Origin of the sequence: Chryseobacterium sp. KBW03, from assembly GCF_003852415.1 — a bacterium.
Taxonomy (GTDB): Bacteria; Bacteroidota; Bacteroidia; order Flavobacteriales; family Weeksellaceae; genus Chryseobacterium; species Chryseobacterium viscerum.
Genome location: NZ_QAJO01000003.1, coordinates 256102 through 269285 on the forward strand (window position 1 = coordinate 256102; position 13184 = coordinate 269285).

Annotated in this window: 13 protein-coding genes; 7 read left to right on the forward strand and 6 right to left on the reverse strand. The window is 38.0% G+C overall.

The features are described from left to right. Positions 1-98: 98 nt before the first annotated feature. The 5 genes from DBR39_RS05035 to DBR39_RS05055 all read left to right on the forward strand — a co-directional run bounded on the left by DBR39_RS05035 (position 99) and on the right by DBR39_RS05055 (position 4971). Entirely contained in the window at positions 99-896 is a 798-nt protein-coding gene (locus tag DBR39_RS05035; RefSeq protein ID WP_124531123.1) for an SDR family oxidoreductase, read from the forward strand. A gap of 77 nt (positions 897-973) precedes the next feature. Then, entirely contained in the window at positions 974-1888 is a 915-nt protein-coding gene (locus tag DBR39_RS05040; protein ID WP_124531124.1) for a helix-turn-helix domain-containing protein, read from the forward strand. A 192-nt stretch (positions 1889-2080) separates the two neighbouring features. Then, positions 2081-3241, forward strand: a complete 1161-nt coding sequence (locus DBR39_RS05045) for an MFS transporter (protein ID WP_124531125.1) — start codon at positions 2081-2083, stop codon at positions 3239-3241. Positions 3242-3372: 131 nt separating this feature from the next. Then, positions 3373-4230, forward strand: a complete 858-nt coding sequence (locus DBR39_RS05050) for an AraC family transcriptional regulator (RefSeq protein ID WP_124531126.1) — start codon at positions 3373-3375, stop codon at positions 4228-4230. 90 nt (positions 4231-4320) lie between these two features. Beyond that, positions 4321-4971 (forward strand): HD domain-containing protein, encoded by a 651-nt coding sequence (locus tag DBR39_RS05055; RefSeq protein ID WP_124531127.1) that lies wholly within the window; start codon positions 4321-4323, stop codon positions 4969-4971. Positions 4972-5086: 115 nt separating this feature from the next. Here the strand turns inward: DBR39_RS05055 and DBR39_RS05060 are convergent, their stop codons facing one another. Then, entirely contained in the window at positions 5087-5476 is a 390-nt protein-coding gene (locus DBR39_RS05060) for a hypothetical protein (protein ID WP_124531128.1), read from the reverse strand. 38 nt (positions 5477-5514) lie between these two features. Beyond that, positions 5515-6891, reverse strand: coding sequence for an MFS transporter (locus tag DBR39_RS05065; protein ID WP_124531129.1), 1377 nt, complete (start codon positions 6889-6891; stop codon positions 5515-5517). A 72-nt stretch (positions 6892-6963) separates the two neighbouring features. Between DBR39_RS05065 and DBR39_RS05070 the strand changes: the two genes are divergently transcribed. Beyond that, positions 6964-7812 (forward strand): AraC family transcriptional regulator, encoded by an 849-nt coding sequence (locus DBR39_RS05070; RefSeq protein WP_124531130.1) that lies wholly within the window; start codon positions 6964-6966, stop codon positions 7810-7812. Positions 7813-7868: 56 nt separating this feature from the next. Here the strand turns inward: DBR39_RS05070 and DBR39_RS05075 are convergent, their stop codons facing one another. Then, positions 7869-8111: a hypothetical protein gene (locus DBR39_RS05075; RefSeq protein WP_124531131.1), complete on the reverse strand. Its 243-nt coding sequence runs from the start codon at positions 8109-8111 to the stop codon at positions 7869-7871. A gap of 195 nt (positions 8112-8306) precedes the next feature. On the opposite strand from DBR39_RS05075, the gene DBR39_RS05080 reads away from it, so the two are divergent. Next, on the forward strand, positions 8307-9602 hold the full coding sequence (locus DBR39_RS05080; RefSeq protein WP_124531132.1) for a cryptochrome/photolyase family protein: 1296 nt from the start codon (positions 8307-8309) through the stop codon (positions 9600-9602). A 99-nt stretch (positions 9603-9701) separates the two neighbouring features. Here the strand turns inward: DBR39_RS05080 and DBR39_RS05085 are convergent, their stop codons facing one another. The 3 genes from DBR39_RS05085 to DBR39_RS05095 are packed head-to-tail and all read right to left on the reverse strand — an operon-like array spanning position 9702 to position 13183. Continuing rightward, positions 9702-10397 carry an ABC transporter ATP-binding protein gene (locus DBR39_RS05085; protein ID WP_124531133.1) on the reverse strand — a complete coding sequence of 232 codons (696 nt, stop codon included), beginning with the start codon at positions 10395-10397 and terminating at the stop codon, positions 9702-9704. Next, the gene (locus DBR39_RS05090; RefSeq protein ID WP_124531134.1) at positions 10391-11737 is read right to left on the reverse strand and encodes a DUF3526 domain-containing protein; all 1347 of its coding nucleotides are present in this window, start codon (positions 11735-11737) and stop codon (positions 10391-10393) included. The genes DBR39_RS05085 and DBR39_RS05090 overlap by 7 nt, the downstream gene beginning before the upstream one ends. Next, positions 11738-13183: an ABC transporter permease gene (locus DBR39_RS05095; protein WP_124531135.1), complete on the reverse strand. Its 1446-nt coding sequence runs from the start codon at positions 13181-13183 to the stop codon at positions 11738-11740. It abuts the gene before it with no gap. Position 13184 lies beyond the last annotated feature (1 nt).

Here is a 13184-nt window from a genome sequence, read left to right on the forward strand (position 1 = left end):
TATTTTGGAATCCGTTTTGGCTACAGCTTACTGCATTTTGGCAACTCTTATGATTCTTTCAATGCTGAACTTTGTCCTGTAATTTTAAACCAAGAAAAATGAAAACAATTTTTATAACAGGTGCTTCTACAGGATTAGGAAAAGCAACTGCCCAATTATTTCAAAACAAAGGATGGAAAGTAATCGCTACCATGAGAAACCCTGAAGCGGCAGCTGACCTTGCTGCTTTGGAAAATGTAACTGTTCTTCCGCTGGATGTTACCAATCCGGAACAGATACAGTCTACCGTAAAGCAGGCGCTGGAAATTGGAGCCATTGATGTGGTGTACAATAACGCAGGATATGGCTTAATAGGACCTTTGGAAGCGCTTTCTGACGATCAGATCGTAAAACAGCTGGACACGAATTTATTAGGGGTTATACGCGTTACACAGGCGTTTATTCCTTACTTCAGAGAACAGAAAAAAGGAATGTTTATTTCTACAACGTCTATTGGAGGACTGGTTGCCTTCCCATTAGGTTCTACTTATCATGCTACCAAATGGGCGCTTGAAGGATGGAGCGAAAGTTTAGCTTTTGAACTTAATACGTTGGGAATTGATATTAAAACCGTTTCTCCCGGAGGAATCAAGACGGATTTTGTAAGTCGTTCTCTGGATTCAGCATCCAGTCCTGCTTATGAAGACATGACCAATTCTCTGTTTTCTAAAATGGAGGGAATGATGGAAGCTGCTTCTACACCTGAAGAGATTGCAGAAGTCGTATTTGAGGCTGCTACAGACGGCAAAAAACAGCTGAGATATGTAGCCGGAGAAGATGCTAAAGCGATCTATGCACAGCGCCTTGAATTAGGTGATGAGGCATTCAGAGAGCAGTTTGGGAAACAGTTTATTTAGTCAGGTTTTTGGAAGGCAGTATAAAGTAAATGACATTTATACTGTCTTTTCCATCAAATAATTTATAATTTTATATCATGGAAAAGAAAGATAACATTCCTTTGAAGATTTCATCCATATCGGAACTTCATGACATGCTGCAGCTTCCCAAACCGCTTCATCCATTGGTAAGCCTTGTGGATAATACAAAGATGAGCATCAATAAGGATATGCTGAGGAGAAGTTTTATTATGAATTTTTATAAAATCTCTTATAAGTATTCTACCGTTGGGAAAATGGGTTATGGACAAGGGTATTATGATTTCAATGAAGGAGGAATGATGTTCACATCGCCTGGGCAGGTTCTTTCCACCGATGAGAACGCAGAATACTGCGGATATACTTTACTGGTACATCCGGATTTTATCAGAAGCTATCCATTGGCAAAGAATATCAAGAACTTCGGTTTCTTTTCTTATGATACCAATGAGGCTTTGCATTTGTCTGATCAGGAAAAAGCTACCGTAACAGGACTGCTGAACAATATTGAAAATGAACTGAATACCGCTATTGATGAAGTGAGCCAGGATGTCATTGTTTCCTACATTGATGTTCTTCTCAACTATAGCAATCGCTTTTACAAGAGACAGTTTATTACAAGAAAAGCAGTGAATAATGATTTATTGACCAAAATGGATACGGTGCTGGAAGATTATTTCAATAAACAGGAAACGTTAAATAAAGGCCTTCCTACAGTAGAATTTCTGGCTTCCACGCTCAATCTTTCTCCCCATTATCTGAGCGATATGCTCCGTAATCTGACGGGACTGAATGCTCAACAGCATATTCATGAAAAACTGATTGAGAAAGCTAAAGAATATCTTACCACAACAGGATTCTCGGTATCCGAAGTTGCTTATGCGTTAGGGTTTGAACATCCGCAGTCTTTCAATAAACTGTTTAAAAAGAAAACAGACAAAACACCTCTGAGTTACAGACAATCATTCAATTAGATATCATACACCCGGTTCAAATACCGGGTATTTTTTTGTTGACAGAAAATAATAATCGGCGATTTTCTGATATGGTAACGTCTGTTTTCTGATCTATTGGTTAAAATGGAACATAAAAATGACAAAAACGGACTAGATTTTAATGGGTGGGCGTGCCTAACTTTGCAAAAGGAATTTTATCACCCTGTTATAATGAACGAGAGAGAATCTTTTAATGCCAAAATGCCGACAGCCTGTTTTTTACTTTTCTTTGCCCATGGGCTTGTTTTTTCTTCCTGGGCCAGCCGGATTCCTATCATCAAAAATGCACTTTCGATTAATGAAGCAGAGTTAGGAACACTGTTGCTTCTGATGCCGATAGGGCAGCTTTCGACGATGGTTTTAGCGGGAAAACTGATCAGTATTTATGGAAGCAGCTGGGTGATTAAAAGGTGCTTTCTATTGTATCCTTTTTTTCTTTTATTAATTGGTTTAGCACCTTCTTACTGGACTTTAGCTATTGTTCTGTTCTTTTTTGGTGTTTCCGGAAATCTTTGCAATATAGCGATCAACACACAGGCTATTGAAATAGAATCTATTACGAAAAGAACTCTTCTTTCATCATATCATGGAGCCTGGTGCTTTGCGGGGCTTACAGGAGCTGTTATTGGTTTATTGATGATTAACCTTCATGTAGGTACTTTTTACCATTTTGTTGCTATTTTTATTCTGGTAGGAATACTTTGGTTCTACAGTAAAAGAAACCTGACCAATATTATCCACAAAGCAGAGCCACAGACCCGGTCAATTTTTAAATCTGTAAATCCTACATTGTTTGGATTGGGCATCATAGGATTTCTGAGCATGGCTATTGAAGGGGCTATGTTCGACTGGAGCGGGGTGTATTTTCAAACGATAGTTAAAGCACCTGAAAATCTTGTAATACTGGGGTATACAAGCTTTATTTTAATGATGACTTTAGGTCGTTTTGTTGGGAATAAAATCATTGAAAAATATGGAAAAAAGATTGTTCTGCAATGTTGTGGTTTACTGATGAGTGGAGGTCTTTTTCTAAGTGTTTTCTTCCCGGAGCTATGGATTTGTATTATCGCTTTTATGATTATTGGTCTTGGAAGTTCTTTGAGTGTGCCGTCTGTTTACAGTACCGTAGGGAAAGTAAGTACAGTGGCTCCAAGTATAGCGTTATTGTTTGTGTCCAGTATTTCATTTTTAGGATTTCTAATGGGGCCGCCTCTTATCGGGTACATTGCTGAAAGTTTTGACCTCCGGTATTCATACGGTCTTTTTGCCTGCTTTGGAATTTTACTGGCAATTATGGCCGGGCAGATGAAAGTATTCAGTAAGAAAAGCTAATCTCTTTTTTAGGGTAATTTTGATATCTGTTAGGCAGTTTTTGACATGTTTCAGTGTATGATGGAAGATTAATATTGCATTTCAAAATACCGTCTTTAAAATCTTGTTATCTTTATTCAAAATTCGTTTCTATGAAACCGGCCTCAAGAATTTTAACCGAATCTGCTATCGACAATTCTTTTTCCGTAAAACGGCTGGATGATGATGTTCCTTATTCTGGACATTTTGTAAGACTCAATTATCATCATATTGTAATAATAGAGAGTGGTAGAGGTGTACTGACCGTTGATCATCACTCTTTTGATATAGCAGGTCAGGAAATTTTTCTGTTGTCTAAAGGCCAGATCTGCAAGTTTGAAAATGATCCGGCTATCCGTGGTTATCATATTTCCTTTGGAGATTGTTTCTGGGAAAGAGTGCCTTCCAGTGCAAGTAATTGTAAAGCTGTATTGTTTAATAATGCATCGGCCAATCAGAAGCTAGAACCGGAGCAGGCTGAAATAGATGAATTTTTACTGTTGCTTAAAAATTTACTGACGGAATACAAAACTCCCTCTTATACCAATCAGATGGATGTGCTGGCTGCCTATTTAAAAATCATTATGATTAAACTGGCGAATGTGAAAATTGTGAAAGAGGAAACTTTCGACAGTCAGGATTACATCATTTACCGCAAATTCATGGAACTGTTAAGCAGTCAGTATCATAGCCTGCATGCAGTAAATGACTATTCATTAAAGTTGAATATTACCCCCAGAAGACTGAGCGAACTGTGTAAGCGGTGCAGTAATAAAAGCGCAAAGGAAATCATCAATGGACAAATCATTGCAGAAGCCAAAAGATTACTCCAATTCAGTTCCCATTCTGTAAAAGAGATTGCCTATCAGCTTAATTTCGGTACATCAGAGCAATTCAGCCACTTCTTTAAGAAAAATACAGAAATATCGCCTGTAAGCTATCGCAGTCATTTTATTCATATCGGAGTTTAAACGCTGCGAAATTTTGACATGTCATCGGTATTTATTGATATTCCCAGAGGTCTGTAATCAGAATACCTTTGGATAAAATTAGATAAAGCTATGTCAGTAAATCGTATGAAAGAAGTAGCCGGGATTATCATTCCGGACAGTAAAATTGCAACAGAAGCAACAGAACTTCTATTGGAACACGGAACAGAATTTATTTATAACCACTCCCTTCGTGTTTTCCTCTTTTCCTCACTGAACGCCAAACGTGAAAATAAGGCTCACGACTCCGAATTGTTATACGTTGCATCCGTATTCCATGATCTGGGGCTGGTTTCCCATTACAGCAGTCCGGAACTGAGATTTGAAGTAGATGGAGCCAATGCAGCAAGGGACTTTTTAAAAGGTCATGGTATTGCTCAGGATAAATTACAATTGGTATGGGATACCATTGCACTTCACACCACCATTGGAATTGCAGAACATAAAGAGAATGAAGTAGCCTTAATGTATTCAGGAGTAGGACTGGACGTGATGGGAGAAGGATATGAAAACCTGAGTACAGAACATCGGGAGGAGATCATAAAAGCTTTTCCGAGAAATGATTTTAAAAAGAACATTATTCCTACATTTTTCGGTGGTTTTGAGCATAAAACAGACACTACTTTTGGAAATATAAAAGCCGATGTCTGCGCTTTCATGATCCCGAATTTTAAAAGAAAAAATTTCTGCGACTGTATTTTACACTCCCCATGGTCGGAATAAGCTGATATTTCTTCCTGAAAATAATTAGTATACTATCATTTTAAGCTGTTGAAAAACAGTTTTTTGTAACAGCCCGAAAATAAAACGGGCTGTTTGCTTTTAAGAGAAATCCAGGTTATATCCAGTTCTCTATAAGATGAAGCCAGAGGGCCTTTTCTTCATTCAGCAGAAAGACAACAGATGATTTTCTTCGGGTTGTCGTTTCTCCTGTAATCTGAGTTTCAATATAAGCAGCAAGTCCATGATGATCAGTATGATTCACTGCTATATTCTCGACCTGAATACTGCGTTCCGGAAATTTCCCAAATACACCCGGAAGCCACTCTGAAAGCATAGATAAGGTCACAGTATCTCCATTTCCATTGATCATTTTGAATTCCGGTGAAAATCCGGACAATAATTCTTGATAAAGATCTTCCTGATTTTCTGTTTTTCCCTGGAACCATTTTTCAATATTCTCATGAAAACCTTCTATTTCCTGAATGATTTTTTCTGTATTGCTCATATTTAAATGTATATTATTTTTTGATTGTCAACTATTTTTTAATTCATGATTTTTCTTAATCTGCTCCCTGCCCATATTCCGATGAGTTGAAAAGCACCAATCATCCCTACAGCGGCAACAAATGCTTCTGTGAATCCCAAAACTTGAATCAGATTAAAGAATAAAGTCCCAATAACAGCTCCTCCTGTGACACTTCCAATCTGAATGCCTATACTTACCAACCCTGAAGCTTGCCCTGCTTTATCTCTGGAAACCAAAGAAATTGCGGTGCGCATCATCACAGGCATAATGGTACCATGCCCGAATCCGGCAATAAACAGGGTAGTATGGGTGATAAAAGATGGTTTTTGCTGAAAATAAAAAGCTACTGCACTCATCACAAAGCCTGCCATCAACAATCCCAATCCTATGTAGATCATTTTGGGAGCTGTGAGCTTTATCCTCGAGGTAATAAGAGGGGCCAGAAAAAAGGCAAGTCCGTAAGGGACTATGGCGAGGCCTGTCTCCATTGAGTTTTGATGGAGAAACTGCTGCAGATAGTAAGGATAGCAAATGAATAAACCCGCTGTGAAATTGTAAAAGAAAATAATCAGAAGGCTTAATGCAAAAGGTTTCTGCTGTAACAGTGCCGGATCTATAAGGACGGGACGATTTTTTTGCAGTTGTTTCTTCTCGTATTGTAAGAATATGATTAACAGTAAGATTCCAGCAAAAAAAATCCCGAAAATCCACCAGGCCCATTCAAATTTCTGTCCGAAAATAAGAGGACAAATAAGCATCAACAAAGCGGTGATTAATAGCAAAGCACCTATAAAATCTATACTTACCTGTTCTTTCTTATGACTATCGTCCATGGTAAAATGGATGCCCAATAGGCAGATAATTGTAATCGGTACATTCACTAGGAATACCATCTCCCATGAAAAAGGGCCCCAATGCATACTTAGAAGAAGCCCGCCAAGCAATTGTCCAATCACAGAAGCAAGACCAAATACGGAACTGAAAAGACTTACAGCCTTAGGTTGCTCCTGACTGCTGAAAAGGTCCTTTATAGAAGCCAATACCTGCGGAGCAAGCAGTGATGCGCCAACCCCCTGAAAAAGCCTGAAAATAATCAGCCATATAACATCAGGAGAAAAAGCACAGGCAAGAGATGAAAACAGAAAAATATATAATCCTGATATGAATACCTTTTTACGCCCGTAAATATCCCCAAGCCTTCCGCCACACACCACAAGTGCAGCATAAGTAAATCCATAAATGGCAATTACCATCTGCAGCTGATGATCACTGGCTCTGAATGCTTTTTTGATAGAAGGTAAAGCCATATTGACAATAAAATAATCCAGAGGAGAAAGAAATGCCCCTGCAATAAGAAAATTGAGAGCCTGCCATCGTTTTGGATATGCGTTCATAATTTTTTTATACAAAAATACCCCGTTAGTATTCTGTTAAAATTGTACTTTTGGAGGAAAAACCAGTGTGTAATGAAAGGAATACATCTTGAAGAAATCGATGTAAAGGAAATAAAACTGAAAGAGGAAGAAATCACATTTAAAACAAAGACGTTTCTTTTATTCGTTTATATTGTCAAAGGAAATGGTACGCTGAGGTATGATGACCGCAATATCAATTTTACGCAGGGTAAACTGTTCATTATTCCGCAGCAGGAGGTTTATCAATTTAAAAGTGAAGCGGCTCAGCTTATCAGTATCCAATGTCCGATTGAGTTTATTGATAAAATCCGTCTGGAGGCAGATCGTATTGAAAGCTGTGAGAATCTATATAAATTGCAATACATCAGTAATAATTACCATGCCCGGGCAGGCTGTGTTTTCCGGAATAAAAATGATGAACAGTTTGCAGAAACCCTTATCCTGCAGATCGCCAATGAATTCAAAAACAAGGCTGAAGATTATCTTATTATCCGCAACTGTATGTCAATTCTGCTTAATCTTATTGCCCGAAATATCATTCAAAGTGAAACATCTGATCTTCAGGAAAACCGGAAAGCTTTTTCCATCATGAAGATCATTGCTTATATTCAACAGCATATAAAAGACCGTGAAAAAACCGGAATTCAGGTTATTGCTGATCATTTTGGGATTTCAGGGAATTATTTCGGAGAGTATTTTAAACAGCAGACCGGAATTTCCTATCAGGATTATTTGTTGGATTATAGACTAAAGCTTGTAGAAACGTATTTGAAATACAGCAGTATTCGATTGAGTGAAATTGCCTATGAGCTCCAATTCAGCGATGAAAGTCATCTGTCGAAACTTTTTAAAAAGCATAGGGGAGTAACTCCGGGTGAATACAGGAAATTAAAACTATGATTGAATGAAAAGAAGTTTTGTGAGTCTTTTTTATTCAAGCCTATTCAATGCACGAATTATAAAACCTGAAGTTCTTTAAAAACCTCAATAATCGCTTCAATAAGCCCTTTATCTATAGTTTTTTCCGAAGCCAAATCTGGTAACAGCGCTCTTAGGTCACCATGGTCATCACGCTCAATAACCACTTCAGTGCCATCCACATCTACATAAAGCTTATATCCATGAGAGAATGTAGCAAGCTTTCCGTTGAAAAGCAGTTCTTTACCCTTATAAGTTACCGGTACTTCAAATTCTTCCATTGCTGTGAGTTTCTATTGATTTAAATTCCGGGTAAATGTCGGAAAATTTTAATTCATATTATCATACAAATTGTAATGATAAAGCCAAAAAATACAAATTGCTAAAATTATTTATAGGGTAAAATCTGTATATTTATCCTTAGTTATGAAAGCATTTCTAAAACAGGAATGACCAATGGAATTGAAACAAACTCTATGAAAAAAACAATCACCCTTTTCTGGTTCAGACGTGATTTGAGGCTGGAAGACAATGTCGGTCTGCATCACGCCCTTCAATCTAAAGCTCAGGTATTGCCCGTTTTTATATTTGATAGCGATATTCTCGGAAAGCTGGAAGATAAGGAAGACCGAAGAGTAGACTATATTCATCAGGCTTTGACAGGTATCAATACTGAATTAAAAAAATACCATTCAGCAGTCAATACTTATTATGGTAAACCCATAGACATATTCAGAAAATTATCAGAAGAATATGATATTCAAGGTGTTTTCTGTAACCGGGATTATGAACCCCAGGCTATTGAAAGAGATAAGGAGGTCTATTACTTTTTCACAGAAAAGAATATTCCTTTTAAAGCGTATAAAGACCAGGTCATTTTTGATAAAGATCAGATCGTTAAAAAAGATGGTTCTCTCTATACCGTTTACACCCCTTTTGCAAAAAAATGGCGGGAAGCATTAACTTCTGAACAGTATAAGTCTGTAGAATTGAATCTTAACAATTTCTTTCCGCAAAAACATGCTGATATCCTCACATTAAAGGAAATCGGGTTCACAAAAACAGAATTTAATTTTATAGAACCTGTTCTGGAAGCTTCAATTATAGATGATTATGATCAATGCCGTGATTATCCGGCCTTACAGCATACCACACAACTGGGAATTGCTTTACGCTTTGGAACGATCAGCATCAGACAATGTGTGGCTTTTGCATTGAAGCATAATGCGACATGGCTTTCGGAATTGATCTGGCGCGAATTTTTTATGCAGATTTTATATCATTTTCCTCAGGTCGTTCATCAATCTTTCAAAAGACAGTATGACAATATCAATTGGAGGAATAATGAAGATGAATTCAAACACTGGTGTGAAGGAACTACAGGATATCCCATTGTAGATGCCGGAATGAGGGAACTTAATCAGACAGGGTATATGCACAATCGTGTGAGAATGATTGTGGCGAGCTTCTTATGTAAGCATTTACTGATCGACTGGCGATGGGGAGAAGCCTATTTTGCCTCAAAACTGAATGACTATGATTTGTCTGCCAACAATGGAAACTGGCAGTGGGCGGCAGGCAGCGGTTGTGATGCAGCTCCTTATTTCAGGGTTTTCAATCCTACTGCTCAGGTCGAAAAGTTTGATAAAGAGTTTCTTTATATTAAAAAATGGCTTCCAGAATGGAATACTTCAGCATATCCGGCTCCGATCGTAGAACATGCCTACGCCCGGGAAAGAGCTTTAGCAGAATATAAAAAAGGATTGGCATAAATAATAGGGGATCAAAAAATGCCCAATGACCATAAAAGTCACCGGGCATCAACCAAATTGATAATATATGAAAAGTTACTTATTAAAGTAAACGAAACATCATATTGTTTTCAGGTACAACTCCTGTAATTCCTGTGCTGTAAAGGCTTTGGAAGGTAAGTTCTGTACAAGCTCTCCCTGCTTCATGATCCCGATATTGGTGGCAACACTTACCGCATTGAAAATATCGTGGGTAGCCATTAAAACAGTTCTCCCTTCTTTGCCCAGCTGACGCACAATTTCTGTAAATTCTGCTGTAGCAATAGGATCCAGTCCGCTGGTAGGTTCATCAAGAAGAAGTACTTTGGCATCTTTGGCGAGGGCAATGGCAATTCCTACTTTTTGGCGCATTCCTTTGGAATATCCCCCTAATGCTTTTTGATGAGCGGTTTCCTGCAAGCCGGTACGCTGAAGTAATGCGGATAATTCTTCTTTCTGATAATTAAATCCTGCAATTTTTGAGAAAAAATCGAGATTTTCAATTCCTGTAAGATGAGGGTATAGAAGAACCGTTTCAGGAATATAAGCCAAATGCTTTTTAATTTTTTGAGGTTCATTCTGTACAGAAATATCATTGATGAAAGCATCTCCGGAAGTCGCTTTAATAAGTCCCAGAAGAATATTGATCGTTGTACTTTTACCCGCACCATTTTGTCCGAGAAGAGCAAATATTTCTCCTTTCTTTACTTCCAGGTTAAGAGCGTGAAGGGCGGTAAAATCGTTGTATTTTTTATGTAAGTTGATTGTTTTTAGCATAGTTTTCTGTATTTGTTTTGTGAAAGGATAAGGAATAAAGCAATAAAGATGAGGTAGGGCAGAAATATCTGAAGGAGCTTTACATGTTCAGAAGAACTGAAAACCTGTATGGTTTGCTGTGGCCAGTCTATAGATTCGGCATTCTTTCCCGAGAAAATAAGAGGGTAGAAGAATAATCGTTTTTCTTCATGAAACTTTCTGAGTGAAGAAGCATACTGCAAATGATTTTTCATGTCAGTTTTTGCCAGATGACTTTCTACGAGCTGGGTATGGAGATTGGGAAGGAGGTAACCCAAATAGAGGGCTGCCTGGTTTCTTTTCTGCATTTTTTCAGTATACTGCTCAGATGATTTCGAAGATTCAAGATCTCCCATATGCTGCATGGCATAATACCATGTCCAGGTGAATGTATCATTTTCTTCCACCGTGAAAATTCTGTATTGAGGATATACTTTGTAAAACTTTTCCATCGTAGGAAGTTTAGCCTCATCCCATTTGTTGTGATAACCTTCTCTTTGTTCCATGACCGCTTTAAGGGATTCGTGAACAGGGTAGATCTTTTGAATCAGGATATTACTGCTCATCGGAATAATAAAATTGATGCTCACCCATACAATAAGAAGGATCAATGCATTCTGAGCCGAAGATTTCCGGAAAGAAATAATCCATCTGCACAAAGCAAACCAGAACAATATATAAAGCCATCCGCTGATGCCAAAAACCATATAATACAGATCTAAAGGAATTTGTATCCAAACCGAAGCAATAATCATTAACGCCAGATACACAGCCGTTATAGCAAAGAACCGAATAAGCATCTTATGATCCAGCAGCTTTTTTAGATTACCGCTTTGAACCGAGAGGAGCTTCCATGTTCCTCTTTCTTCTTCCTCAGAAATCAGATTATAGCAGAATGCCACAATGACCAATGGAAAAAGGAAAACAAGAACAAAACTGAAATCAAAGTTTCCGACAGCTGCATTGGCAGGATTATAAAAATCAGAATTGTAACGCTGTTCTTCCAGATTCCGGATGGTTACTCCCTGGATCGATGGGTTCAAATCACGCATACCGATATTTAAAGCAGCCAGTTTGGGAGTTTCATTCACCAGATTGAATTTGATATAATAAAGAACTAAACCAAGATCATCTTTATGAAACTTTGTATTCCTTTCAATACTTTCTTTCTGATATGCCCCGCTTTTGGAGATAATATCTTCGTTTCGGTCCAGAAATTTTTTCCCTGTATAAATGGCCATAAGCCCGGCCATGAACAAAAATAACAAGGCAATGATATATGCTTTGTTGCGGTAAAATTGGGTATATAAATAACGGTTCATTTAGATTAATTTTAATTTTCTTCCACTTAATTCGATCGCAATAATGCTTATAGCCAGCCAGAAGACTAAAGCTACAGCGGGTATCAACTGTTCTTTCAGACTGTAGAAAACAGAGGTGTATTGGTAGTTGAAATCCGGGAATTTCTTCCAGTTGTCTTTATCAATAATGGCAGGAGGTCCGCCTTTTTCAGGTTTTATATTGCTGATATGCTCAATCTGAAGATCATTTAAATGCTGAGCCATCTGGTAACGGTACTTTTCAGCCTGTTTCTGAAATTGGATGTAGGAGAAAAAATCGGTGCCTGTTGCAATCATTGAAAAGTTTTTAATAGCAATGGCAGGATTGATCAATCCGGAAATATCAGTTAGATTTTGTTGTTTATTGTAAACAGACTGCAGTTCTTTTTGATGTCTGATATAAATTTGAGAACTTATTTTTTCCCCTTCTTTCATTACAAACCCGCCATAGTTGAAAGGAAGTTCATTGGTTGTACTTACTTTATAATGAGCCAGTAAAGAATCTTTGATCTTTTTGAAATGAGGATCATCAGGATTGTGGCTGTCTCCCGATTTTAGAATATCCTTTTCCAGGTTGGTTTCAAAAGCAATACGCGAAGGAGCAGGATATAAATTCTGGGCAGCAAACTGAACACCTTTAGGGAGAACAATAATGAAAAGAAGCCAGAATCCGATAAGACTGATCAACGCTGAAGATGTACTTCTGCTGTTCGCAGAAATCACCACTGTCAAAGTGCTGATAAAGAAGTAATAGATCATATAAGCTGGTAATAAGAACAACAATCGTATCAAAATATCAGCAGTATCTGTTGTTTCTGACATCAACGCTGCCACGAAAACGACAGGAATTACAGGAATCAGGAAACATAATGAAAACAACCAGAGTCCCAGAACTTTCCCCCAGATAATATCCCGGCCTGAAGCGCCCTGCACGCTGATAATTTTTAATGTGGCATTCTCACGCTCCTGTACAATTAATCCAAATCCTAAAAAAAGAATAATCAGAGGGACGATACTCTGTAAAATAAACGCACTGCTGAAAGCCCCGAATCTGACCAAAGTACCAGAGCTTCCTGCTTCCGAAAGATTGGCTGTATTCTGTTTATGTGCTTCCAGGAATATGACATTTCCAAGATAATCATCCAGCCCGTTATCAAAAATATTCAAAGGATGGCCAATTCTGAAAACGAGATAACCATAATGAGCCATACGGTGCGGATGTTTATCCGGTCTGTGTTCCCAGTTTTCCCGGACTTCTTTCCGATATTCTTTTATTTTTGAAAAAGAATCCTCATATTTTGAGAATCCTATGCCGATGCTCAGCATACAGAAGAGGAGTACAGCGACAGTGATGAGCAGGTTCTGTTTTCCTTTAAACAAATCCTGCCAGGTCTTTCTCACAATCAGTTGTAAGTTTGAAATAGCCATA